The sequence below is a fragment of the Paenibacillus sp. JT22N15 genome, from assembly GCF_059383755.1.
Map to the genome: position 1 here is coordinate 147,845 of NZ_JBXENV010000009.1, position 24,836 is coordinate 172,680.

19 protein-coding genes are annotated in these 24,836 nt (G+C 51.4%); 9 read left to right on the plus strand and 10 right to left on the minus strand.

The window, feature by feature from the left end:
- Window positions 1-135 precede the first annotated feature (135 nt).
- Both AC50X8_RS18975 and AC50X8_RS18980 read left to right on the plus strand, forming a co-directional pair.
- The gene (locus AC50X8_RS18975) at window positions 136-2,673 is read left to right on the plus strand and encodes a glycoside hydrolase family 3 N-terminal domain-containing protein (protein WP_494880904.1); all 2,538 of its coding nucleotides are present in this window, start codon (window positions 136-138) and stop codon (window positions 2,671-2,673) included.
- A gap of 342 nt (window positions 2,674-3,015) precedes the next feature.
- Window positions 3,016-3,801: an ankyrin repeat domain-containing protein gene (locus AC50X8_RS18980; RefSeq protein WP_494861227.1), complete on the plus strand. Its 786-nt coding sequence runs from the start codon at window positions 3,016-3,018 to the stop codon at window positions 3,799-3,801.
- Window positions 3,802-3,992: 191 nt separating this feature from the next.
- Here AC50X8_RS18980 and AC50X8_RS18985 read toward each other — a convergent pair whose 3' ends face one another.
- Window positions 3,993-4,712 (minus strand): 3-ketoacyl-ACP reductase, encoded by a 720-nt coding sequence (locus tag AC50X8_RS18985; RefSeq protein WP_494861543.1) that lies wholly within the window; start codon window positions 4,710-4,712, stop codon window positions 3,993-3,995.
- A gap of 125 nt (window positions 4,713-4,837) precedes the next feature.
- Between AC50X8_RS18985 and AC50X8_RS18990 the strand changes: the two genes are divergently transcribed.
- The 3 genes from AC50X8_RS18990 to AC50X8_RS19000 all read left to right on the plus strand — a co-directional run bounded on the left by AC50X8_RS18990 (window position 4,838) and on the right by AC50X8_RS19000 (window position 8,345).
- Entirely contained in the window at window positions 4,838-5,770 is a 933-nt protein-coding gene (locus AC50X8_RS18990) for a helix-turn-helix transcriptional regulator (protein WP_494880906.1), read from the plus strand.
- A gap of 117 nt (window positions 5,771-5,887) precedes the next feature.
- Window positions 5,888-6,403, plus strand: a complete 516-nt coding sequence (locus AC50X8_RS18995) for a GyrI-like domain-containing protein (protein ID WP_494880908.1) — start codon at window positions 5,888-5,890, stop codon at window positions 6,401-6,403.
- Between the two features lie 160 nt (window positions 6,404-6,563).
- Window positions 6,564-8,345 (plus strand): WD40 repeat domain-containing protein, encoded by a 1,782-nt coding sequence (locus tag AC50X8_RS19000; protein WP_494880910.1) that lies wholly within the window; start codon window positions 6,564-6,566, stop codon window positions 8,343-8,345.
- Between the two features lie 15 nt (window positions 8,346-8,360).
- Here AC50X8_RS19000 and AC50X8_RS19005 read toward each other — a convergent pair whose 3' ends face one another.
- The 9 genes from AC50X8_RS19005 to AC50X8_RS19045 form a co-directional block, all read right to left on the minus strand.
- Entirely contained in the window at window positions 8,361-8,786 is a 426-nt protein-coding gene (locus AC50X8_RS19005) for a DUF1878 family protein (RefSeq protein WP_494880912.1), read from the minus strand.
- Window positions 8,787-9,043: 257 nt separating this feature from the next.
- A complete protein-coding gene (locus AC50X8_RS19010; RefSeq protein ID WP_056036461.1) occupies window positions 9,044-9,877 on the minus strand; it encodes a carbohydrate ABC transporter permease in 834 nt (277 codons plus the stop codon).
- A gap of 26 nt (window positions 9,878-9,903) precedes the next feature.
- Window positions 9,904-10,779, minus strand: a complete 876-nt coding sequence (locus AC50X8_RS19015; protein WP_056036462.1) for a carbohydrate ABC transporter permease — start codon at window positions 10,777-10,779, stop codon at window positions 9,904-9,906.
- 93 nt (window positions 10,780-10,872) lie between these two features.
- Window positions 10,873-12,162: an ABC transporter substrate-binding protein gene (locus tag AC50X8_RS19020; protein ID WP_056036464.1), complete on the minus strand. Its 1,290-nt coding sequence runs from the start codon at window positions 12,160-12,162 to the stop codon at window positions 10,873-10,875.
- 101 nt (window positions 12,163-12,263) lie between these two features.
- Window positions 12,264-13,745, minus strand: coding sequence for a DUF5605 domain-containing protein (locus AC50X8_RS19025; RefSeq protein WP_494861214.1), 1,482 nt, complete (start codon window positions 13,743-13,745; stop codon window positions 12,264-12,266).
- 319 nt (window positions 13,746-14,064) lie between these two features.
- Window positions 14,065-15,297, minus strand: a complete 1,233-nt coding sequence (locus tag AC50X8_RS19030) for an AraC family transcriptional regulator (RefSeq protein ID WP_056036468.1) — start codon at window positions 15,295-15,297, stop codon at window positions 14,065-14,067.
- Complete coding sequence (locus AC50X8_RS19035; protein ID WP_494861212.1) at window positions 15,275-17,098, minus strand: cache domain-containing sensor histidine kinase; 1,824 nt, start codon at window positions 17,096-17,098, stop codon at window positions 15,275-15,277. The genes AC50X8_RS19030 and AC50X8_RS19035 overlap by 23 nt, the downstream gene beginning before the upstream one ends.
- Window positions 17,099-17,266: 168 nt before the next feature.
- The gene (locus AC50X8_RS19040; RefSeq protein ID WP_494880914.1) at window positions 17,267-18,100 is read right to left on the minus strand and encodes a carbohydrate ABC transporter permease; all 834 of its coding nucleotides are present in this window, start codon (window positions 18,098-18,100) and stop codon (window positions 17,267-17,269) included.
- A complete protein-coding gene (locus AC50X8_RS19045; protein WP_056036473.1) occupies window positions 18,100-18,990 on the minus strand; it encodes a carbohydrate ABC transporter permease in 891 nt (296 codons plus the stop codon). Before AC50X8_RS19045 ends, AC50X8_RS19040 begins: the two co-directional genes overlap by 1 nt.
- Before the next feature lie 197 nt (window positions 18,991-19,187).
- Here AC50X8_RS19045 and AC50X8_RS19050 point away from each other — a divergent pair, with 197 nt between their 5' ends.
- The 4 genes from AC50X8_RS19050 (at window position 19,188) to AC50X8_RS19065 (ending at window position 24,831) form a co-directional block, all read left to right on the plus strand.
- Complete coding sequence (locus AC50X8_RS19050; RefSeq protein WP_494880917.1) at window positions 19,188-21,053, plus strand: sensor histidine kinase; 1,866 nt, start codon at window positions 19,188-19,190, stop codon at window positions 21,051-21,053.
- Window positions 21,050-22,699, plus strand: coding sequence for a response regulator (locus AC50X8_RS19055; RefSeq protein WP_494880919.1), 1,650 nt, complete (start codon window positions 21,050-21,052; stop codon window positions 22,697-22,699). Before AC50X8_RS19050 ends, AC50X8_RS19055 begins: the two co-directional genes overlap by 4 nt.
- A gap of 132 nt (window positions 22,700-22,831) precedes the next feature.
- Window positions 22,832-24,169, plus strand: coding sequence for a type 2 periplasmic-binding domain-containing protein (locus AC50X8_RS19060; protein WP_494880921.1), 1,338 nt, complete (start codon window positions 22,832-22,834; stop codon window positions 24,167-24,169).
- Window positions 24,170-24,540: 371 nt separating this feature from the next.
- Window positions 24,541-24,831: a hypothetical protein gene (locus tag AC50X8_RS19065; protein WP_494880923.1), complete on the plus strand. Its 291-nt coding sequence runs from the start codon at window positions 24,541-24,543 to the stop codon at window positions 24,829-24,831.
- Window positions 24,832-24,836 lie beyond the last annotated feature (5 nt).

A 24,836-nucleotide genomic window follows, 5' to 3' on the forward strand; every position in this document is an offset into this window, starting at 1 on the left:
GGCGGTGCGGCGGCTTGCTTATGCCGCATTGTAGTCGCAATTGTGCTAGCAAAAAGTCGTCTCATCGGTAGTGAGTGCGCAGGCATACGGGTTATAGTCAAACTAATCTAATGCAGCACTTTCAATGAAGAGAGGATGATAGCGATGAAGGGCGTATGGCATGGGCATGTGAAAATGGGGGAAGCTTCCACGCTGTTTATTTTTACGGTAGAGGAGTGGGCTGGCGACTACAGGCTTGCGGTGCATTCGGTACCGGGCATATACAGCTTTGAGGCTGGCGGCCTGAAAGCGGAGGGAAGCAGCGGTAATGAGCTTAAGGCAGCCGGATATCTGGGGATGTTTGGAGCAGATATGACGGTTCAGCTTATATTTGGAGAAACATTGCTCACAGGCACGGTGACTTTGCCGTTTGGCGGTCCATTTCCGCTTGAAGGCAGGAAGGGACATCCGTCCTTCCGCAATGCATCACTTCTAGCGAAAGCTGCTGAGGTACAGGGCGGGGCAGTCATTGAGCGAACGGATGCGGAAATTCGCGAGCAGGTAGAGCTGCTGCTGGGCCGAATGAGCGTGGAGGAGAAAATCGGGCAAATGAGCCAGGTCGGCGCGTCCAACTTTTCGTTCGGCGGAGATGTGGAGAGCGAGCCGGTTGAGGTGCTGATCGCAAAAGGGAAGATTGGCTCCATTTTGGGCGCATTCGATATGAACCAGGTGCTGGAGCTGCAAAAAATTGCGGTCGAGCAGTCGCCGCTCCGTATTCCGCTGCTGTTTAATGCCGACGTGATCCACGGTTATCAGACGATTTTTCCAGTGCCGCTAGCTTGGTCGTGCAGCTGGGATATGGAGGCGATTCGCAAAGCCTGCGCCATTGCGGCCAAAGAAGCCGCCGCTTCCGGCATTACGTACAATCATGCACCGATGGTCGATGTTACACGCGATGCCAGATGGGGCAGGGTAGTCGAGGGAGCGGGCGAGGACCCGTATCTGGGCGCTGCTATAGCCAAAGCGCAGGTAGAGGGATTTCAGGGCGAAAGCCTGCTGGATCAGGACACGCTGATTGCCTGCTTGAAGCATTTTATTGCTTATGGAGCAGCGGAGGCAGGCCGTGATTACAATACGGTCGATATATCCGAGCGTACGCTGCGTGACGTGTTTTTGCCGCCATTCCGTGCGGGCATTGAGGCGGGAGCCGGATCGGTCATGAATGCTTTTAATTTGTATGACGGCATCCCGATTGCTGGAAATGCCCGCATTTTGCGCGATCTGCTGCGCGAGGAGCTTGGGTTTGAGGGCATGCTGATCTCTGATTATGCGGCCATTGATGAGCTGGTCATTCATGGCGCTGCTGAGGATGGCAAAGAGGCTGCTGCGCAAGCGCTGCATGCGACGATGGATATTGAAATGGTGACCAGACTGTATGAGGAGCATCTTCCAGCGCTGCTGGCAGAAGGGAAAGTGACGGAAGAGCAGCTGAATGCGGCGGTGCGCCGGATTTTGACCTATAAATTTAAAATCGGCATTATGGATGCCCCTTACCGTTATGTGAGGCCGGCAGAAGCTTACGAGCATTATTTGTCGCCCGAGCATCTGGAGGCTAGCCGTGACGTAGCCCGCAAATCCATCGTGCTGCTGAAAAATAACGGCGTGCTGCCGCTTGCCCCAGATCGCAAGCTGGCGGTTATCGGGCCGTTCGCGGCAAGCCGGGATTTGCTCGGGCCGTGGCAGTTTTCCAATTACGCGAGTGAAACGGCGACGCTGCTGCAAGGCTTGGCAGCGAAGGGCTTCGCGCAGGAGCAGTTGCTCTATGCGGAGGGCTGCGGCGTGCATGAGCCGCTTGCCGGAGGCATCGAGCACGCAGTGGAGCAGGCGCGCAAAGCAGATATCGTGCTGCTGGCGCTGGGCGAGAGCAGCGACATGTCTGGCGAGGCGGCATCGCGTATGGATGTGACGCTGCCGGAAGCCCAATTGGAGCTGGCTAAGGCCATAGCGCAGACAGGCAAGCCTGTCGTGCTGCTTTTGACCAATGGCCGTCCATTGGTGCTGGAGTGGTTTGATAACCACATGGCTGCGATAGTGGAAAGCTGGTTCCTCGGCTCGCAAGCTGGACATGCTTTAGCGGATGTTCTTCTCGGCGATTACAATCCATCGGGCAAGCTGACGATGAGCTTTCCATATAAGACGGGGCAAGTACCCGTGTATTACAATCATTACCGAACCGGCCGTCCGCTTACGGAGAGCAATAGCGGCCAGAAGTTTATTTCTAAATATATCGATGGCCCGAATGAGCCCTTGTATCCATTTGGCTACGGCCTCAGCTATACGACATTTGCTTATTCAGAGCTTGCGCTTAGCCGTTCTGAGCTGCGGGCAGGTGATACGCTGGAGGTCGCCGTCACGGTGACGAATACAGGCAGCAGGGCTGGGGAAGAAATCGTACAGCTGTACGTTCAGGACGTTCACGGCAGCGTCGTTCGTCCGGTGAAGGAGCTGAAAGGGTTCCAGAAGCTGGCGCTGGAGGCGGGAGAAAGTCGTAAGGTGGTTTTCACCCTTTCGGAAGAGCATTTGAAATTTACGACCGCCGCCATGCGTCACGAGGTGGAGGCCGGGCAGTTTAAGGTGTACGTAGGCGGAAGCTCAAGAGCGGCACTGGCAGCGGGTTTTGAATGGCTGGAGTAGCTTCATGCTCAAGAGCGCTTTAAGCCTAAAGGAAGTGGAAGCATAACATTTAGAGCAAGAGGAACCATCAGCCTAAGATAGCTATGAAAAAGACAAGGAGAAGGGTGAATCCCTCGCTCCTTGTCTTTTTTTGCGTCGTTATACGATTGTTAGCCCACAATTGTGCGAATGGAGCCATGCCGCGGCTGCGAATATCCGCATGAACACACGCATGTCAAAAGAAAGTAAAGAATTCGACTGGATATGGGCGTTAAGCCAATGGGCAGGACATTATTATCATTCCACGAATACTTCAAATATGGCGAATTTACGAGGCTTAAATTTGTGTGAGGAGATTTGGATATGGCATTTATTTACGAAGATGAAACGCTGGCAGTAACTGTTGTTAAAGCGATCCACACTGGCGATACCCCATCGTTGAAACGACTTCTTGAAGAGAACCCGGGCTTGGCTGCGGCAAGAATTATCGGTAGAGACAATAACAACGAAGACAATAGTTGTAGAACGTCTCGAACACTTTTGCATGTCGTGACCGACTGGCCCGGTCACTTTCCTAACGGTGCGGCTACTGTAAGTACGTTAGTCGAGTTCGGCGCGGAGGTGAACGCTCGGTTCACTGGATCGCACACCGAGACACCGCTTCATTGGGCTGCGAGTTGCGATGACATTAAAGTGCTTGACGCGCTTCTTGATGCTGGTGCCGATATCGAAGCGCCAGGTGCAGTGATCGCAGGCGGTACACCACTAGACGACGCAGTAGCATTCGCACAGTGGCGGGCAGCGCATAGGTTGGTTGAACGTGGAGCGCAAATCGCACTCTGGCATGCGGCTGCGCTAGGACAATTGGCTGCAATTGAGGCTTACTTCGCCGGTTCCGCACTTTCAGAGCGATACCCTTGGGGAGCAAGTCGCTCTTCACCACCAGGCAAGATTACCGTAGCCTTCTGGTGCGCTTGCCACGGCGGACAACAGCGCCCTGCAGAGTACCTTCTCGGCCGAGGTGCTGAACTGAACTGGATTTCGGTTTGGGATGGATTGACCCCGCTGGACGCAGCGCAACGTAGTTCTGCTACTGATCTGGTTCAATGGCTGCATAGTCAAGGCGCCAAATCTGCCAGCGAATTGTGAAGGATCAATAGGGTTGCAGAGCCTCAAGCTAGTGTTCCATAGGATTAAGCTGACGAATATGTGAATTCAATAAAAACAGCGGTAGTCTAAGACTTTATTTTTCAGTCTTAGTCCGCCGCTGTTTCATTTTTATGGTCTGTCTAAAGCTTTATTTTCATTGGACAACGCCAATCAATCCTGCTGAAACAGCTTTATTGCGGGTTCGTCGTCCAAATACCCGCTGTTTTAATGAAGACGCGTGGCGGAAGCGAAATAGCCGCGAGCGCCAGAGCTGCAACATCCTCAGGCTGCATCATGCGATCCTCATCACCGATTTTGAGGCCAGCTTTCGTAGCCAGCTCGGTATTGACCGTGCTTGGCGTAAGAGCCGTTACGCGAATATTATGCTTGCGCACCTCTTGCAGCAGCGATTCGGTAAAGCCCAGCACCGCAAACTTGGAAGCGCAATAAGCCGAGCCCGTTGCGAAGCCGCGCTCTCCCGCTGTGGAAGCCACATTAATGATTTCGCCGCTGTTTCTGGCAACCATCGCTGGCAGTACAGCGCGAGTCACATTGTAGGTGCCGTATAAATTGACATCCATCATGCTCTTCCATTCTTCCGGGTCCATATCCAGCACGGTGCCGAATTTGGCAATGCCTGCATTATTGATTAGAATATCAATAGGGCCAAGCTGCTCTGTAATCGAGGCAACAGCTGCTTGTACTTCTTGATTAACCGATACATCGGCAGCCGCAAGGCTGACCTGTATAGAATAGCTGGCTTTCAGCGTATCGGCGAGCGTCTCCAAATCGGATACGGTTCGGGAAATAAGTCCAAGGCTTACGCCCTCCTTCGCGAATGCATGGGCAATAGCAAGCCCGATGCCTTTGCCCGCGCCGGTAATGATCGCTGTTTTTCCGCTTAGTGTCATCATTAATCTCTCCATTCTTTAGGGGAATTGCTTCTCATTTCTCCTCTCCATTATAAAGCTGTCAATAACCGGAATACAAATAAGCCCTAATAAGCGGGCGAATGCAATAAGTCAGGTGGGTACATATGAAAATAGATCGATTGCTCGGCATCGTCGTCCTGCTGCTTGGCAGGAAGCGGTGGAATGCGACCGAGCTTGCTGAGCGTTTTGAGGTATCTGTAAAAACGATTTACCGGGATATGGAGACGCTCGGTTTAGCTGGCATTCCTGTGGCCTCGCATCACGGCGCAGCCGGCGGCTATGAAATTATGGAGCAATACACGCTGAATCGGCAGCTTGCGAGCGCGAAGGAATGGAAGGCGCTGCTTGCTGCAGTGAAGGGAATTGCTTCGGCACTAGATGATCAAGCTTATCATGAGCTGCTCGCCAAGGTGAATGCCCTGCTGCCGCAAGCTGCGCATGAAGAGCATGCCAGACAGGGCGAGGAACTCGTATTCGATTTGCAGTCGTGGGGATCGGGACTGGAATTGAAGCCCAAGCTGGCCTTGCTCCAACAAGCGATTACAGAGAGCAAGGTGGCTCGCCTGCGTTATGCCAGCTCGGCGGGGACAGAAAGCGAGCGGGAGGTTGAGCCGGCAGCCCTTATCATGAAAGGCTCGATTTGGTATTTGCAGGCGTATTGCCGCAGGAAGCAGGGCTTTCGCATGTTTCGTTTGACGCGAATACTGAGCCTGTCGCTCCTGCTGGAGGGCTTTGAGCCGCGGCAGTCGCCGCAGCTGGAAGGGCTGATCTGGCGCAGCGACTGGGGGGCAGACCAGGAGACGCCGATGCTTATGCACTTTCAGCCGCAGGTCAAGCATCGCGTATATGATGCTTTTCCAAACGTGTTTATTACCGAGCTGGCAGATGGCAGCTTGCAGGTGACGGGCTCTTTTTCACTGGATGAGTGGTTTTACGGCTTGCTGCTGAGCTTCTGTCAACATGTTAAGGTGCTGGAGCCCTCTTGGGCTGCTGAAGAGATAAAGCGCAGAGCGCAGCTTATATTTGAATTATATTAATTTATAATCCGGACATATAGCTGTCTGATAAGATGCGATAAGCTTTGGGTAAATCTAGGTAAGCATGGTGAACGGCGCACGCCTTAGCCGCCTTGCTTACGGAAAAGAGGAAATGACATGATGAAATCGATATTGGAGCAGCAAGAGGCCTTGAAGCTGGCGGGCATTGGCGTTCGGACAACGAATCAGGAGGAAGCGGGGCCGAATGGGCGCATTCCTGCGCTCTGGACACAATATTTTCAGCTGGAAGGCGCATACGCCAATAAGGCCCAAGCTCAAGATGATTTTATTTATGGGGTATATACGGATTATGAAACGGATGCAAGCGGCGCTTACACGGCTTTCATCGGACATACCTATGATTTAGACCTGCCAATAGCAACAGAAACAGCAGGGGCATCTGCCGCTGCAAACATGCAGCAAATCGTTGTGCCGAGCTCCCTGTACCGGGTTTTCGAGACGAGAAGAGGGCCTATGCCGCAGGTTGTCATTGAAGCTTGGCAGGAAATTTGGGCTTATTATGAGACAGCTGCCGAGCAGCGGGCGTATACGGGCGATTTTGAGCGGTATGATCAAAAAGATTATCAGGACGGGGAAGCAGTCGTTCGTATTTATATCGCCATCAAAAGCTGAATGCTGTGAAGCGTTACGTTAGACGCGAATGCGTCATGTAATTGCCGTATGCCCCGCCACTGGATGAATCGCCTTTCCTTGTTGCTCGGCAAGCTTGGCTGTGTGCAGGTGTGCCTATGCAGGATGAGAGGATAACGGATAGATTGGAAGGGGAAGGCGAATGGTCAACAGAAGCGAGCTGGAACAAATAAAAAAATGGAACAGGACCGGTGAATTTCATCGGTCCATTCAAGCGCTGCAGGAGGCCGCAGCCATTCCCGCTGATATTAGAAGTGAAGCGGGCTGCCAGGAAGGCTTTGATACGCTTTACTTATATGTGGAAGCGCAGCTTTACAGCGGGCATGCGGAGGAAGCAGAGGCGCATTACCCAGCGCTTCAATCACTGCTGTATACGTGGAATGGCATTTATAGTCACAGCTATACCGCCAATTATCAGCTGAATTTCATCCGTTCAGCGCTGGATTATGCGCTGGGCAGCAGGCTGGCAGCCGTGCGCGGCTTCGCTAGGCTAATGGAATATGGCGCACAGCTTGATGCGCAGCTGCGGGCGGCGATTTATTATTATTTTTCACTGATGGATTATGAGGATTACAACGTGGTGGATGCGGGAGAGAAGCTGCACTTAGCCAAGCGCGAGGAAGGCTGTACGCCTTTCATTGCAAAGCGGTTAGACGAATTGGAGCAGTGGATTGCCATTCGCGAAGCCCGGATGGAGTGGGAGCAGCTTGATCGCAGCAGCTCAACCTTCCAGCAATTCGGGGAGCTTGCAGGCGGGCAAGAAAGCGGCATCTGCGAGCTGGCGCTGAATGCCGAGGGCAGCTTGGCAGCCGTCCTCTATGAAGACGGCATCGTCCGCGTGTGGCATACAGCGGATGGTCAGCTTCAAGCCGTAATCAATAGGGAAAATGGCGAAGCTGTAGGCGAGCGTCCAGAAAGCAAAGTGGGAGTAGCTAGAGCGGCATTGTGCTTTAGTCCAGACTCCAGCTTGCTGGCGGTTGGCAGTAGAATTGGTGTCGTAGATCTTTTTCATGTGCATAGCGGTGAGCTGGAGCAGCACTGGGAGCTCTGTACGGACATTCAATCCCCGCATGTTGACGGGCATGTTCATGGCTTGTATTCGCATGTCAGCTTTAGCAGCAATGGACGTTATGCCGTCGTTATTCCGGTAGCAGAGGGCGATGTGACTCCGTATGCAGATGGGGCGGATATGTCGTGCTTCCATACTATATTTGTAATAGAGATAAACGGCGGAAGATGTGTGCTGCAGCACACGTTTCGCGAAGGGCGAATCGGTGCGGTTGCCTTCAGCGAGGATGAGCGGAGGCTGGCGGTTGGCGTTATTGGCCAGGAGGTTGCTGTATGGGAGCTGAGGAGCGGCAGCATCGTTTATTTCGATCATGATTTTGTAACGGTGCAAGACCATGGGCGCATGGCTTTGGCGAATACGATTGCTTTTGCCCATGGAAGCTCCATGCTTGCTTATCCGGCAAGCGATCATACGATTAAATTAATCAGCATGAGTGAATGGGGCGGCGTCTATACGATTCAGCGGCGGGCGATTGTGCTGGAGGAGGGCGTTACGGTCAGTGCCATAACGTTCAGTGAAGATGGAGGAACGCTCATTTCGGCAGAGGATCATAGCCGCTGGAAACAGGGCCTGCTCAGCGTTTGGGATGTGGAGCGGGCACAGCAGCTGCATACGGCCGCTATTGAGCGCTCTGTCGCTTCCAAGCTTGCTATTCACGAACAAAACGATGAGCTATGGGTGCTTACCGGCCCGGTCTTGGAAATCCGCAGGCTGAGTACGCTGGAGCAGCTAAAAAGGCTGGACCCTTACCAATGGCACAATTCCACAGCTATTTTGCAAAATCCGAGCGCGCTAGCTGACGATAGAGCCGCTGGCGCCATTGCTTTTAAAGGCAAGGTGCGGTTTTTCGGCTAATTGCTGAGAAAGGCACTATTTATCACTTAATAGCAGCTGGCATAGCTCGGGATAAACGACCTGATTGTTCAGAGCCATCAGCAAATAATCGGGGTTTACATCCTGCGGCACAACAGCCGAAGCGTAGGCAGCAAACTCACGATAGGATGGTGGAGCGTCGGAAAACAAAGGGTGGTTTGGACTGGAAAATAACGAGTTACGCTGCTTTATGTCGGCAACCTTTGCGTTATAAAAGCTGATGCTATGCTCATCCCTAGCGGCGGCAGGACCCTTCATGCGATGATTCAATATATACAGCACATCATGCAGGGCTCTTGTCTGCTGCTCCGTAAAATCATGATCCAATAGAAAAAGGTAGAAGGGAAACTCATCTTTGGAAATAATCGTCCTCATGAGCTTCATCTGATATTTCAACCGTTCTATTTCTTCATGCACATTCATCGAATTCTCCGTTCCTTATTTTTTTCACAGCCGGGTCTTTTCTCCAGTATACTCCAAAAATGATTGCGTCGGTTTTAATGGCGATGAAAAAGTCGCAGCGGAGTGAAAAGGGGGAGTAGTAAAAGCGTGAGCACGCGCTTTTATCTCTGCGTTTCGACGGCTTATCCGTTTAGGCTCGAGGAAACGCAGCGATAATGGCGATTGGAAGCAATCCCTTTTCGCGCAGCGAAGACTTTTTCTCCCCGCATAGGGCAGTTCTAGCCTTTGACCGATCCAGCAAGGCCGGATACGAAGTATTTCTGAAACGCGACATAGACGATGAGTACGGGCACGACCGAAATAAGCACGCCTGCGTTCATCAGCGGGTAGTTCGCCGAATATTGGCCGCGGAATGCCAGCAGCCCTGTCGTAATGGTGCGCATCGAATCCTTTGTAATAAAAATTTGGGCCAGCAAAAATTCATTCCACGTTGCCATAAAATCAAAGATAAACAGCGTTGCAATGGCGGGCATTGATAGTGGAATAATGATTTTGAAAAATTTTCCCATGACCCCGCAGCCGTCAATCAGGGCAGCCTCGTCAATTTCCTTGGGGATCGTGCGGAAAAATCCGCGCAAAATCAAAATGCCAAACGGGATGCCGAAGCCCAAATAAATAAGAATGATGCCGGGATACGTATCGACAAGCCCAAGCTTGTTGAGAATCATATTGAGCGGCACGAGGGTAGCCTGCATCGGAACCATCATGCCGATGAGAAACAAGGCGAAGAGCCACTCGCTCCCCTTGAAAGCCAGCCGCGTCAGAGCAAAGGCGGCGAGCGCTTCGATTAAAATGCCAAGGGGAACCTTTATTAAGGCGATAAACGCTGTATTTTTCATATACATGCTCATGCGCCCTTGCTCCCAAGCTTGTACAAAATTGTGCCACTGCAGCTTTTCGGGGAACATATAAAAAGGACGTGTCAGCAAGTCGCTGCTCGACTTTAGCGCCGTAAAGGCAATGAATAAAACGGGCAGCAGAAAGATGGCTGCTAATACTGCGATTAGGGCATATTTAAGTGCCTTACTGACGGGATGAACGCGCTGTTCCATCGGTTGGACACCATCCTTCCTCTATATTACAAATGCGATTTTTTAGTCGTGTAATAAACATACGGAATAATAATGATCAGCGAAATGAGAACTAAAAACATGGAAATGGCTGAGCCTGTGCCGATATTGGCAAATTTGAACGTCTGAATATACATCCACGAAGCCAGCACATGGGTGCTTTCCGCCGGGCCTCCGCCCGTCATCGCATAAATCAAATCGTATACCTTCATGGACGATACCATCGTGATGGCGATGACAATAACAAACGTTTCCCGCAGCAGGGGAACGGTAATAAACCAGAACATTTGCCGCGGCTTGGCACCATCAATCGTCGCCGCTTCATAGGGGTCCTGGGGAATCGTCTGCAGTCCAGCGAGAAACAGCACCATCGGCTGCCCAACGCCATTCCAGACAGCAGCAACGAACACGGCATAGAGGGCGAATTTCGGCTCCGCCAGCCAAGCCTGCGCCCAGCTGCCGAGCCCGATCAGCTCCAGCGCTTTATTGAATAATCCCTGCATGGGATTGTACATCCAGGTCCAGATCGTCGCGACGATGACCCCGGATAATACGTAAGGGAAATAAAAAATGCCCCGAAACACAATGCGTCCCTTCAGCTTCTGATTCAATAAAATCGCCAGCATCAGGCCGATGCCCATAATGATTGTCAAAGAGCCGAGCGTCCATAACAGATTGTTGGCGACCGCTCTTGGAAAGACGGAATCGTGCAGCAAAAGATCAGTATAATTGCTTAAGCCGACAAAGGTTTTCACTGGCGCAACGCCGTTCCAGTTAAAGAAGCTGAGATACAGCGTGTAGAGCGTCGGGATAAAGATAATCGCTATATAAATGAAAAGAGCGGGAAACACGAACAGCCAGGGCTTTAATACGCCGATTTTCAAGCTTCATTCCTCCTTGCGAATCAAGATGGAGCGGGCGGGCAAAGCGGCCGCGCCCCATCTCTCTTCTCTTTTGCAGCGCTTCATGGATGCTTCTTAGCTTGTTTTATTTTTAGCCTTATAGTCAGCAGCGGCCTTCTCCATTCCTTCCGCAGCCTGCTCAGGCGTCCATTCTTTTAGAGCGACCTTATCCTGCGCCTCAAACAGCTTCTGTACCACTTCCTGCGGTAGCGCTTGGTCGGTAATGAGGAAGCTGCCTTTCGTCGCCATATCGAGCAGCGGCTTCAGGTGGGGCGTGTTTTCCGAATAAGTGACATTAAGAGCAGCAGGGGTGCCGTAAGAATCGATATATTTATTGACCACTTCAGCGCTAGTCAAATATTCCCCTACTTTAATGGTAGCCTCAAGCGTTGCTTGATCAAGATCGGCGCTTACTTGGAACATTTCGGCAAATACGGATGAACGGCCGGTCGGGAACTTGAATACGCCAAAATCATTGACATTAAATCCGGCTGCTGCAATATTGCCATCCAGCCATGTTCCATCAATATCTAATCCCGACGTTCCCGGATAGAAGAGATTGACGGCCTCTGTCGGATCAAGGGCGACATAACCTTTAGGGAAATAGCCTTTATCGTTGTATTCCTTAAGCTTTGCGAACGTTTGAACAACGGCTGGGTCGTTCCACGAGGCAGTCAGGCTGTTCAGCTTGTCATGCAGCTCGGGTCCTGCGAAATGCTCCAGCAGCTGCTCCGTCAGACGCATGACGTGCCAGCCGTTTTTGCCGCCGAGCGATAGCGGTGTAATACCGCCATCCTTCATCGCCTGCAGCTGTGCTTCAAACTCTTCAAAGGAAGTAGGAGCGGTAAGCTTGAGCTTGTCATAGGCTATTTTGGAGTACCACGTATCGACGGCGTTTAAGTGATAGGGTATGCCGGATACTTTCCCGTTGTAGGTTCCCATATCAATGGCCGCTTGATTGTAAAGCGAAGGCCAATTATGATCCTTGGCAATCTGGGTCAGATCAGCTGTAAGCCCATTATCGGCATAAAAGGAACCTAGGGAACCGCCCCATGTAGACCACATATTAGGCAGCGTTCCTGAATTTGCGGCTACCTTTAACGCTTCTTTCATCGGATCAACGGCATATTTGCTAACCTCGATTTGAATATCGGGGTTAGCTGCATTAAAGTCAGCAGCAGCTCCGTCAATCCATGTATGCTCCTGCAAAGCCCACACGGAAACGACGGTTTTCTTTGTGCTGCCTGTACTGCTTGTACCGCTCGTACTGCCAGCCTCTGAATTTGTGCCGCTGCTGGATGAGCAGCCGGCAGCAATAAGTGCGATTATCAATAAGCCAACAAAGGCTTGCCATCTTTTTGTCATGAGAATCCCCCTCTAGTGGTCAATCAAATAATTATCAATCAACTAATGTTCATTCAAACAGTGGTTAGTCAAATTTTGGCCCATCAAAATAGCTGCTAAGCTTAAATTTTGCTGATCCGCAGCGCTTGATAAGGAATGCCTGGAAGCGGGACTTTGCATTCTCCTGTAAATTCTCCATCTAGCGGCGATATCGACATCGCCCAAGTATCAATTAAATCGATGCGGAATGCTGCGCCTTCCGGAAGCGATAGGCTGCGGAAGGCAGGGCGGCTGGCGCCAAAATAAATCAAATAATATTCGCCCTCCACGCCTCCGGCAGAAGCATCCCATTTGAAATTAATGGCGCTCGTATCGAGTCTTGGCCCTTCTTCCATGATGCTGCGCAGAAACGCAATCCGCTCCGCGCTGCTGCCATGCAGCTCGCCTCCGTGCGACCACCAAATGATATCGTCGGGGTGTACATACGTCTCTCCATGCGTGACATAGCCGCCTTGGGCCATCCCTTCCCAGAAGCATTCTACCATTCGCTCTGTGGTAAGATTGCCCCAGCCATGATTCAGGTTGCCTTCATAGCGGCATTCATCCACGACGATCGGCTTGCGGTAAAGCTCGCGCCATTCTGTTACGAAATTCAAGTCAGCATGCTGGATGCTGGCATGTGTCACCCAAGGCTTACCATGATCATACCAATGCAGATTGCTTCTATAATGGATCTCGGGATTATGCCAATTATGAATGGAGCGAAGATGCTGGTAAGGGTCATGCTCCTGAATGATGCGGAAAAACCGATCCCAGTCCGTCATCTTCTTCTCGAACATCAGATCATATTCATTGGCAAGCGACCACCATAGGTTTCGGAAGGAGGCCAGCCTTGCCAGCGCGTACCGCAAATAATAATCGTCCGATTCAGCAGTCATGCGCGAGAAGCCCCAGCGGTCATAGGGATGGAATAAAATCAGATCTGCTTCAATGCCGAGAAGCTGCAATTGCTCCAGCTGCGATTCCAGGCGGCGCCAAAAATCAGGATTGAACGCCTCCCAATTAAAGCCTTGCTGCAAGGAGCCTGCGAAAGCAAAATGTTCCGGCTCGGCGGCGTTATAATCATAATGCTTGGGAAACACGCACATTCTAATTTTGTTGAACGGTGCTTTGCTCAGCGAGCGCAGCGTTTGCTGTTCAAGCTGCTCCCCCTGATGGTTCCAGACATAAGCCGTTGTTCCAACCGGATAGAAGGGTGTTCCATCGGCATAGCTGAAATGAAAAATTTGATCAACCTTCACAGGTCCATGATTTTCGGCCGACGTGGGGGCGATGCAGATGAGCGTTCCTTGCAGGCCATCCAACTGCGCCGTGCTGCTGCTCGTAGTGAAGGACCATGTGCCCGTGCAATCCGGCATGAAGCGAATGACGTATTGTCCATCGCCATCATAGAAGCCGTCAACCTTAATGCTCCGATGCCCGAATTGAAATTCGGCGCCGAGTACAACTTCCTTATAGGGATTTCCTTCCTGCGGCCCTTCTATGCGAAGCTCAAAACGATTCCACTGCTCAGCCTCGAAAGGCTCTGACCATATGCGAGTCATGCTGTTCCTCCTTCTCTGATCATAAAAGTACATGGTATCTGGTGAATGGCTTCATTTTATAGGATGCTGTCCCCCATTCGTAGCTGTCCCAAGTATCCTTTTGTGCATTAATATGACTCTTTGCATGTGCTAAGCTTGCCAATAAGTATCTGTAAGTAGACGAACGATGCTTTTTCCTATGCTTTTATGCCCATATGCTGCAATAGGGACAAACGGAGAGCCGAATGCAAGGCAAAAAAGCCCCCTGTGTTCTTCTCTTGGAGGGAAGAGTCAGGAGGCGAAAAGCAGAAGGCAGAAGGCAGAAGGCTTTAGAAAAAGCTTATTGATTGCGATATTCTAATGGAGAAACGCCGGTGCGCTCTTTGAACAGCTTGCTAAAATAATGCGGGTTCATATAACCGATAGCAGCGGATATTTCATAAACTTTGCAATTTGTCGTGCGCAGAAGCTGCTGCGCATGCTCGATTTTGTGGCGAATGACATATTCGCTGAAGCTTTCCCCAATCTCCTTTTGAAAAATGCGGCTTAAATAGCTTGGGCTGACATGGATAGAAGCCGCTACTTTTACGAGTGATAAGTCCTCCAGCAAATGCTGGTCGATAAAAGCCTTCGACTTTCGAACGATAAAATTATCGCTTTGTTCGTTTAAAGGCAGCTGCAGCAGCGTTTCCATATATGCTTTTGGCAGCTCTTGAAGGGAGCTGTAGCTCGAGCTGACCGAGCAGATAATGGCAACGTTCAGCAGCTCCAGCGTTTTCTGCCGTACCATATCGAGCAGCTTATTTAATTCGGCGGGGCTTTTTATGCCCTCTTTGCCAGTATCGCCGTGTTCACCATGCCCCCGAGCCTGGGCAGCATCGGTTGAGCCCGCATATTGCGGACAAAGCCAGATCACTTCGCGGTAATTGCGATGAAAGACAAGCCCGCCCCATTCCTTCGTAACAAATTCGGCAATGAGATGCTGGAGGGAACGGAAGCGCAAATGCCGGGCATCCTGCATAGGTGCGGCATCATCACGTTTACGGAAGACGGTTAGCCGAAAGCCTGTCTCAAAAGCAGACTGCTCCAGCTCTGCCAGCAGCGGCTGCTCAGGAAACGTATGCTCATCGAGCAGCGACAGCAGATATTGATTTTTCTCCTCCTCTGTATAGGAGGGCTGGGGAGCGGAAGTGAGCGCAAGCTTCGCCGCAGCTTTAAGCAGGGAAGCGCCAATTTCCTCTTCATCCATCGTGGGCTTGTGCAAATAGTTGACGGCACCGAGGCGAATCGCCTCTTTGGCATAGGTGAAATTATCATAGCTGCTGATGAAAATGATTTGTACGCCCGGATAGCGCTCCAGCGCCTTCTTGGCAAAAGCGAGCCCGTCCATGCCGGGCATTCGGATATCCGTAAGGATAATATGGATAGGCTGCTGGGTGTCCATAGCAAGCAGCGCTTCTTCCCCATTTGAGGCTTCGGCTTTCCAATGAACGCCGTATTTTTCCCAATCTACCATATGGCGCAGTCCTAGTCTTGCAATCGATTCATCTTCAACGACGAGCAGATTCCACATCCGCATTCTCCTCCTTCTCTAATACCTTATAAGGCATTCTAACCGTCACGATCGTATGTGTCGCTGAACGCTCAAAGGATAAGCCGTATTCCTCGCCAAAACGCAGCCGGATGCGGTCCTGCACATTGCGCAGTCCAATATTTTGGGTGCCGGTATCGCTTTGCGGCCGCTTCAGCAGCTCCAAGGCTTGCTGATCGAAGCCGCTTCCATCATCCCGCAGCTCAATGACCAGCAGACGGTTATCCTTCCCTTCGAGCCGGGCTTCCAGCGTAATATGCAGCTTTCTTTCCAGCCCCTTGGCCCCGTGAAAAATCGCATTTTCCAGCAGCGGCTGCAGCAGCATGGGCGGTATGGACGCTTGATTCAGCTCGGGCGGAATATGCCACTCCATATCAAATACATTCGTATAGCGTAAATCCATTAACGTCGCATAGTCGCGCAGCAGCCGAATTTCTTCCTCAAACGTAACGAGCTCGCTGTCGAGCTTCATATTCGCATGGAGCAGCTTATTCAGCGATTGAATCAGCTTGGCGATTTGCCCAGCTTGCTGGAGCACAGCCAGCATGCGAATAGAATTGAGCGTATTGTATAAAAAATGGGGTTGAATACGGGCCCGCAGCGCGTAAAGCTCGGCATGCCGTTTTTGCCGCTCCTTCTCTTCGATCGATTGAATGAGCTCTTGCAGTCGAATGACCATTCGGCCGTAGCTGCTTTCCAGCTGGCCGATTTCGTCGGCGCGGCCATGCGCCTCGGGCGTGAAAAACTGCCCTTTTTCTACTTTGCGCATCGAGCGTATAAGTCTGGAGATGGGCTGGGAAAATCCGCGCGCGATTAAGAGGGAGGCAACGGCCGCCAGCACAGCAACGCAAATAATAATCACGATCGTAAAGCTCTGAATGGAACGGCTGCTTTGCAGTATAGCGTCCTTATCTACGCCCATGTAAATTTGCCACTCCAGATAATCGCTTTTCAAGGAAACACCGCTAAAGGTTTTGCTTCCGGCCTGTTCTTCAATGGCAACTTCCCACTCGTCATGCGGTACATTCTGGCTTGCGTGTTTCTGGAGTTCAGCTGCCAGCGCTGCATTCGAGGCATAAATCAAATGGCCGTCCCGGTCGACGACGATGACCTGCGCATTTGGCAGCTCGAGCGAATCGACAAGATTCGAAATAAAGCGCGGGGAGATAAACATCGTCGTGACGGCCAGCGGCTTATAGTCCTCGTCCATCAATAGCCGGGCACCAATAATAGCGTCAAAGGAATTGGTTTTGAACTGCTGAATGTTCTGAATGCCCGTCACGGAAAAATGGCCCTTGCCCGCCATTACCTCTTGATACCAATCCTCGTCCTTGGCGTCATAATTCCCATTAATGGTGCTGTCCCCATCTAGCCGATAACCATTAATCGACCCGTTCATGCCATAAATCATGAGCCCTTTAATGGATGAATTAATGGATGGATAGGCACTCATGAGCCGGGCCATCGTTTTTTGGGCATTGATTTCTTCGGTCCCCCACCGTTCAGGCGAGAGTGCAGGCTTGTTCAGAAAGGAAAACACCTCCGGCATAAAATAAGGCAGCATGCTGAAGCGGTCAAAGTCGCTAATTTGCCGTTCGATCGAAGCATTGAACTGCGCCAAAATGACCTTCAAGTCCTGCGTCGTCTGCGCTTCCAATGTACCCGATGACTTCGTCGAGCCGATAGCTCCTATAATGAATGCGGGAATACTGCTGAGCAGAAAAAATAAAATGAGCAGCTTTGTCTGATAGCGTGCGTTTCTCCAGCGTCCCAATTTGCCCACCCTTTCCTGAATGCGAGGGAGTAGTTGCCGATTATAGCGCTTTCATTCCGCGCAGTGTTCAAGCATTTTAACATGATTGCTTCCGGAAGACAAAACTTAATCACTAAACAGAAAAATAAGGAAAAAGCCCATCCTCCGTAAAGGACAGGCTTTCTCCCTATGCATATACTAGCCTTTCACCGCTCCGGCAACGACGCCTTTGACGATGTATTTTTGCAGAAAGATAAATACGATAATTGAAGGCAGCACCGCCATGACCATGGCCGTCATCGCATATTGCCAGTCGGATGTATATTGGCCGACGAATGTATACGCGGCAAGCGTCAGCGTCTTCGTATCCGGCGAGCCGTTCACCATGAGCAGCGGCAGCAGGAAGTCATTCCAGATCCACATCACATCGATAATAATGATAGTGGTCGTGACCGATTGCAGCAGCGGAAAAATAACGAGGAAAAACAGCCGAAAGCCAGATGCGCCATCCATCGTCGCGCTTTCGTCGATTTCCTGCGGGATGCCTTTCACGAAGCCGTGATAAATAAAGACGGCAAGCGGAGCGCCAAAGCCCCAATACAGCACGCCAAGTCCCCAGGTGCTCTCCGACAAATGCAGCTGTTTGGCGAACTGGAGCACCGTCAGCATAATCGACTGGAACGGTATGAGCATCGGCATAATGCAGAGCAGATAGATCAGGCCGCTCATCCGCGTTTTTGTACGCGCCAGCTTATAGGCAGCGATAGATGAGACGAGAATAATGCCCGCGAGGCCGACGACCGTAATGACCAGATTATTCATGAACAGCTTCGGATAATTGATAAACTGCCACACATAAGCGTAGTTTTCAAAAATTATTTTCTCAGGCAGCGCGATCACATCGCTCATCACTTCTCCAAAGCTTTTGAACGAGTTGTTAATGGCCAGAAACAGCGGGTATAGAAACAGCAGCGAGAGCAGAACCATTACGGCTTCCAGCGCATAGCGCCCTGCCGGACGTTTTTTTCTCATTAGGCCTCTACCTCCCGGCGCTTGAACAGCGTTAATTGAATGATCGTAATGAACAGCACGGCAACGAACAAAATGAGCGCTTTCGCTGTACCGTAGCCATACAGATTGTTCTGGAACGTATCGCGGTAAATGTCATAGGCGATGCTGTAGGTCGAGCCGCCCGGCCCGCCGCCGGTCAGCGACAAAATGACATCAAACACTTTAATCGAATTCGTCAGCGCCATAAAGACGGCAATCGTAATCGATGGGGCAAGCAGGGGCAGCGTAATGTTGAAAAAGGTGCGCAACGGCCCCGCGCCGTCTACCGTTGCCGCCTCCTTCAAATCTCCCGGTACCGATTGCAGTCCCGCGATATAGATAACGAGGTAGAAGCCAATCGATTGCCAGATCGATACGAGCAAAATCGAAACAAAGGCAAGCCCGGGCGTGCCGAGCCAGCTTAAGTCGAAAATTGCCCAGCCCGTACTTTCGCCCAGCGATTCAAAGCCCTGCATGAAAATAAACTTCCAGATAAAGCCGACGATGACGAGGCTCAAAATGTACGGAATAAAGAAGGCAGCCCGCAGCCAAGTCGTCGTGCGCAGCTTCATATCGAGCAGAACCGCAAGCCCTATCGCCAGCACATTGACTAGCACGATGTACAGCACCGCGTATTTGATCGTAAACCATGCCGAGCTGGTGAAATTCGCATCATTCATAAAAATCTGCTTGAAATTATCGAGCCCAATAAATTTCGGGTGCTTGGAAATGCCGTTCCATTTGGTCAAGGAATAACGGATGGTCATGGCAAATGGAATATAAAAGGCAACGGCAATACAAATCAGAACAGGCAGGCTGAACAAGGTGAATTCCAGCTTCCCGCCCCACTTTTTACCTAATGCTTTGAACATATGATGCACCCCAATTCGTCTATTGTATCCATGCCAGCGAGCTTTGCAGCCAGAGGATGGCGCCAGCCGCTTACGCTGGAAAAAGCATTTTCCAATTTAGCTTTAATGTGTATTATAGAGCAGACGGTTGCCCGTCAAAATGGATTATAGAAAACAGTTAGGGGTAAAAAGGTGAACTGTATGCGGAGCGTGAAACGATGATGAAAGCGATTGCGGGCAAGGTGTGGGAGCTGCTTTCGTTTTGGCGGGAGCTGGTTGCCCGGAGACTGGTCAATAAGCTGATTTTGCTGTTTACGGGCGTCATTGTGCTCGTTGTGGCTTCGCTGAACTTTATCTCCTACCAGATGCTTGAGAAGGAGTCGGTCGGCAACAGCATTGATAGTACGACGAACAACTTGCTGCTTGTTGGCCGCAATTTGGAGGATTATTTGAAGGGCATCGAGCAAATATCATTGCCGCAAATCGGCTACGATGAAATTACCTATGCCATTATGCATGAATCGGAGGACTATTCTTCCAAGATGTATGTTGAAAATTATTTGCGCAATTTGTTTTATTCCCGCAGCGACTTGGAAGCGATCTACTTGTATGTCGTTGAGAAGCAGAAGTATTATGCGATTACGAGAGAAAATTACAATATAACGGTTCGGACGGGGACGAACACCATCATTGCAGAGCAGCCCTGGTACGCGAAGGCGATGGCCGACCCGAGCAATCAAGCCTATCAATCGCTGTCGGGACCTGATGTGGAGGCGGATTCCGGTTATTCGGCTGAAATACAACGGGCCAGCTTTATGGCGTACCACCGGGTAATGCGTTCGATTAAGACGCGCAAGCCGCAGGCGGTGCTCTCTTTTTATTACAACGCTTCAGTCAAGGACGAGATTGTGAAGGATATTCCGTTTAGCGAAGGCCAGCATTTGCTGTATGTCAGCCCGGATAATGAGCCGTTCGAGCTGGATGATGAAGCGTTCTACACCGAGCTTCAAGGCGCAGGTGTGCTGCAAAAGCTGGGTGGAGGAGATGGGCTGGCGGGGGCCTCCAGTGGGCCGTTTACTTGGGTGCAGGGGGAGCAGAAATATTTAATTATTTACAATGTGGCGGAGAAAAGCGGCTGGAAGCTGATCAAGCCGATTCCTTATTCGCAAATTTACGAGGCCGCGACGAAGACGCGCAATCTGAACTATGCTATCGGCGTGCTGTTCTTGCTGCTCGCCGTCATTCTCGTCAGCTTGATGTCGAGTGCGATCACGAAGCCGCTCAAGAAGCTGTCCCGCCAAATGAGCCGGTTCAGCGCAGGCAGCTTTGATGCGGAGGCGGAGGTGAAGGGCCGCGACGAAATTGCTTATTTATCCCGCCATTTCAATTTGATGGTCAGGCGGACAAATGAGCTGATTAACGAGCGTTACAAAATGAAGCTGGCGGAAAATCATGCGATTTTAAAGGCGCTGGAGGCGGAGATCAATCCGCATTTTCTGTACAATGCGCTGCAAGCGATTTCCACGAAAGCGCTCAAGCATCAAACGTACGACGTCGCGGATATGATCGATGCGCTGGCGCTGACGTTCCGCTACTGCATCAGCGGGAAGGATATTGTGTTTGCGCGCGAGGAGCTGAAGCATATCGAGCGTTATATGGCGCTGCAAACGGCGCGGTTCGGCGCCAGATTGCAGGTCGTCTATGAGTGGGAGGAAGCGCTAATGGAGCTTGAGATTCCGAAGCTGTCGGTGCAGACGCTGGTTGAGAATGCGATTAAGCATGGACTGGAGAAGGTGACGAGCACCGTCACCATCGGCATTAAGGCATGCCTGCAGGAGGATGGAACAGCGCTGATCACGGTGCAGGATGATGGGCCGGGCTTTACGCAAGAAAGGCTTGGGCAGGTGGAGGCTTCGCTGCGGCGCGAATGGGGCCAGCGGGAAAGCGACAACATTGGGCTCGTCAACCTGTACACGAGGCTGAAGCTGTTATACGGAGAAGAGGCGCAGCTGCTTATCAAGAGCGATCATGCGGGGACGGAGCTGGCGATGCGGCTGCCCCGCCGAGGAGGGAACGGTTCATGAAGCATACGGTGCTGATCATTGACGATGAAGAGCCGCTGCGCGAGGCCATTCGGCTGCTTGGCGACTGGGAGGGACTTGGCGTAGGGCAGGTGCTGGAGGCGGCAGATGGGTTAAGCGGACTGCGCATGCTAGCGGAGCAGAAGGTAGATCTCGCTATCGTCGATATGAAAATGCCTGGCCTAAACGGGACTGAGCTGCTGCAAACTGTCCAGCAGCAGTATCCCGGGCTGCTGACCATTGTCGTCAGCGGCTACAATGACTTTGAATATACGCGGCAGGCGATTCGCTCCAAAGTCGTCGATTATTTGCTTAAGCCTGTCAATCGAATCGAGCTGAATCAGGCTCTGCGCAAGGCGATGGACGTGCTGGAGGCGAAGCGCAGGCAGGAGAGCGATTTTATTACGCAAAATATTACCCTCAACCTTTCGCTGCCCGGGCTTAAGGAGAAGATGTATTTGTCCATTCTCGAACGCAGCTTTAAGCAGCAGGCGAATGAAGCGTTTCTGCCGCTGATTGGCGCCGACGACAAGGCCAATCGCTTCGTCGTTGTGCTGCTGCGCATTCTCAATCTGGACCAGATCAGGCGCAGCCGCTTCCACGGCGATACGGAGCTGCTGCATTTCGCCGCCAGCAACGTCGTCAATGAGGTGGCGGGCGCGCACTTCCAAGCGTTCAGCTTCGCAAATCCGAAGCAGGAGCGCGAGCTGTTCGCCATTCTGACGATGAATGGCGGGGGCGCTGCCGATGCAGCCTATCGGGCGCTGCATCAGGTGAATGCCATAGCCGCTACGCTTCAGCGGCTATTCGGCATTAGGGTCGCCGCAGGCATCGGCGGCCCGGTGAAGGCGGCGCTGGACATGGCCGCCTCCTTCGAAGAAGCGCGCTCAGCGCTGGGCGAGATGGACCTGCTGCGTTTGAATGGAGCAGCAGCCGTTAGAGCCGCCGCAGCCGCAGAGAAGAGGCAGCAGAAGGAAGGGCTGTCGCTGCCTGGGCGGATGGCGGCCATTCGCCAGGCGCTGGCGGGCGACAACCTCCAGCAGGCGAGCAGCATCATCAGCGAGCTGGCCCGCAGCTGGCAGGAGGCGGACAGGCTGAGCTTGGGCGAGGCCGATCGCATCATTCGCGAGGGCATCGTGCTGCTCGGCGACCTTGCGCTTGAGCTTGGCGTTCCGCAGGAGCGGCTGCCGGCCGGCAGCGAGGAAAGCTTGCGCAGCTGGGGGCTTTCGCTCGATTTTGCCACTTTCGAGCAGTTCGCCGCCCTGCTTCAGCGGCTGCTGGGCTTTTACCATGAGCAGCTGCGGGCAGCGCAGGCTGTGCAGAAGCCGTTCGATATTGCCGATATTAAAGCCCATATCGACCGTTATTATTTTGAGGATATTAAAATCTCGCTGTATACCGATAAATATTTTCTTAGCCGCGAGTATTTGATGAAGCTGTTCAAGCAGCAGTTTGGCTGCGGCATTCATGAATATGTACAGAAGGTGCGGATGGATAAAGCGCGGGAGCTGCTGGACGATTCGGCGCTCAAAATTCAAGATATTTCCGAGCTGCTAGGCTACAAGGACAAAAACTATTTCAGCAAGGCGTTCCGCAATTATTACAGCCTGTCGCCTTCCGAATATCGAAGCAGCAAGGGGAGTGGTTAGGGGAGCCCCATCGTCATACACCACTTTTTTACCCTTAATACACCACTTATCTGCATTTTTATCTCCTATCCTTTTCTTTAGAATAAGCAGCGAAGACTTGTATTCCAAGCGAAAAGAAATGGGGGCCCTACCATGTTCAAAAAAATCATGTCCATGTCCACCAGTATCGTTCTGGCTTCGGTCATGCTGGCTGCTTGCGGCAGCGGCAATGGCAGCACTACCAGCACTAACAGCACTACGCCAGAAGCGAGCAGCACAGCTGATGCTGGCGGCGCTGCGAATGAGGCTAAACCGGTTACGATCAACATGTTCACCGCTTCTCCCGAATATACCGATGCGTTTAATGCTTACATTGCCGAATACAAAAAAGTGAAGCCGAACGTCACAATCAATCTGGAAATTATGCAAGCCGACTACAATACGGTGCTGAAGTCGAAAATCGCTGCCGGCAGCACGCCGGATGTATTCCAGACGACGGCGGGCGGCGACATTGACACCTTTGCCGAATACAGCGCTGATTTGACGAATGAGCCGCTTGCGGCAGCCATGATGGATGCGGTCCGTGTGAATATGACGTCGAGCGATGGCAAGGTGCTGGGGCTTCCGGTCAAGGGCAACTTAATGATGATGATTTATAATAAAAAGCTTTTGGCGGACGCCGGCATTGCTGCCGCTCCGAAGACGACTGCGGAGCTTGAGGATGCAATTGCCAAGCTGGAAGCGAAGGGCATCACGCCATTTGCCAATGCCTACAAAGAGTGGTGGGTATGGAAGCATATTTTCCAAAACTTCGTCAACGCTGCGGCGGAAGATGCAGGCACAACGCCGAAAGCGCTGGTTGACCAGTTCATCGCGGGTGAAACGACATTTAAAGACCATCCCGTGCTCAGCGACAATTTCTTTAATTTCATCGATCTGACTGTGAAGCATGGAACAGACAAGCCGCTGGAGCGTGACAGCAACGCCGAAGTAAGTGACTTTGCTTCAGGCAAAGCGGCCTTCATGACCGGCAAGGGCGCATGGGACGAGGAAGCGATCAAGAAAATTACGCCTGACATCGAGATTGGCATTGCAGGCTACCCGGTAAGCGATAAGCCGGAGCAAGCGCTGCTTGTAACGGGAGCAGACCAAGCGCTGCGCATTAACAAGGATTCCGCTGTTGCGGCAGAAACCATTGAATTTTTCAACTGGCTGTACACGTCCGACTACGGTAAAAAATGGTTCTCGGAAGTCGCGAAGGTCATTCCGCCGATTAAAGATGCAGCGCTGCCGGATCTGGATATGCCGAAGCAGATGGAAGAGATTTTAAAGACGGAGAAATCAGGTGACCTTTCGGTCAACTATTCCCTCGACACGTTCCATCAAAAATTTGGCGAGCTGATGCAGAGCTACATTAGTGGCGGGAAAACGAAGGAGCAGACGATTACCGAAATCCAGCAAGCGTGGATTCAATTCGGCTCCTCGATGTAGAAGGGGAAACGCTCTATAGATGCTGCCAAGCAGCATTCGATAAACAAGGCATGGGGACGAGAAAAGTCCTTATGCCTTGTTTTTCCATGTTCGATATTCTCAATTAAGGGTAAATATCCCAGAACTATTCTACAATAAAATTTGCAAAACCTATATACTTGCTACTTATAAACTTGATTCCGTTAACCGATATAACAAGTAATATAGGTTAACTTTAAAAGTAAGAGGGGTATGACGAGATAAATCGAGCCAATCCAAAGCAATTTTTTACAAAAATGTCTTTCCGAATTAAGCTTCCCGTCATGATCTGTTTACTAGTCAGCATTGTACTCGCAGGCACATGTATATTAAGCTATCGCATTGCTGCAATTATGACTTTGGAAAACAGCAAGCATGAAATCCGTTCGACCTCGGACCGAATTGGAGAAGAGCTGTATTCAAATATGGAGTTGGCTCAGCAGTCGGTATACTTGCTCTCTGTACAAAAAACGATTTTAGATGTCGTTAATTTGCATAATGGCAATTCCATGACAGAGGAACGGTTTTTCTCAGCTGACAATGAATGGATGAATAGCGTTAATGAGCAATTAACAACGAGCATCAAGGGGATGCAGGGTACAGAAACGATACTCGTCATGGTTCAATCGCGGCCGGCATCTTGATTTCC

Coding starts and splice junctions, on each gene's coding strand:
- AC50X8_RS19050 (WP_494880917.1), top strand. CDS start 19,188: ATGATGAAAGCGATTGCGGGCAAGGTGTGGGAGCTGCTTTCGTTTTGG.
- AC50X8_RS19010 (WP_056036461.1), bottom strand. CDS start 9,877: ATGGAACAGCGCGTTCATCCCGTCAGTAAGGCACTTAAATATGCCCTA.
- AC50X8_RS19020 (WP_056036464.1), bottom strand. CDS start 12,162: ATGACAAAAAGATGGCAAGCCTTTGTTGGCTTATTGATAATCGCACTT.
- AC50X8_RS19055 (WP_494880919.1), top strand. CDS start 21,050: ATGAAGCATACGGTGCTGATCATTGACGATGAAGAGCCGCTGCGCGAG.
- AC50X8_RS19000 (WP_494880910.1), top strand. CDS start 6,564: ATGGTCAACAGAAGCGAGCTGGAACAAATAAAAAAATGGAACAGGACC.
- AC50X8_RS19065 (WP_494880923.1), top strand. CDS start 24,541: ATGACTTTGGAAAACAGCAAGCATGAAATCCGTTCGACCTCGGACCGA.
- AC50X8_RS18980 (WP_494861227.1), top strand. CDS start 3,016: ATGGCATTTATTTACGAAGATGAAACGCTGGCAGTAACTGTTGTTAAA.
- AC50X8_RS19005 (WP_494880912.1), bottom strand. CDS start 8,786: ATGAATGTGCATGAAGAAATAGAACGGTTGAAATATCAGATGAAGCTC.
- AC50X8_RS18990 (WP_494880906.1), top strand. CDS start 4,838: ATGAAAATAGATCGATTGCTCGGCATCGTCGTCCTGCTGCTTGGCAGG.
- AC50X8_RS19040 (WP_494880914.1), bottom strand. CDS start 18,100: ATGAGAAAAAAACGTCCGGCAGGGCGCTATGCGCTGGAAGCCGTAATG.
- AC50X8_RS19025 (WP_494861214.1), bottom strand. CDS start 13,745: ATGACTCGCATATGGTCAGAGCCTTTCGAGGCTGAGCAGTGGAATCGT.
- AC50X8_RS19045 (WP_056036473.1), bottom strand. CDS start 18,990: ATGTTCAAAGCATTAGGTAAAAAGTGGGGCGGGAAGCTGGAATTCACC.
- AC50X8_RS18975 (WP_494880904.1), top strand. CDS start 136: ATGATAGCGATGAAGGGCGTATGGCATGGGCATGTGAAAATGGGGGAA.
- AC50X8_RS18985 (WP_494861543.1), bottom strand. CDS start 4,712: ATGACACTAAGCGGAAAAACAGCGATCATTACCGGCGCGGGCAAAGGC.
- AC50X8_RS18995 (WP_494880908.1), top strand. CDS start 5,888: ATGATGAAATCGATATTGGAGCAGCAAGAGGCCTTGAAGCTGGCGGGC.
- AC50X8_RS19030 (WP_056036468.1), bottom strand. CDS start 15,297: ATGTGGAATCTGCTCGTCGTTGAAGATGAATCGATTGCAAGACTAGGA.
- AC50X8_RS19060 (WP_494880921.1), top strand. CDS start 22,832: ATGTTCAAAAAAATCATGTCCATGTCCACCAGTATCGTTCTGGCTTCG.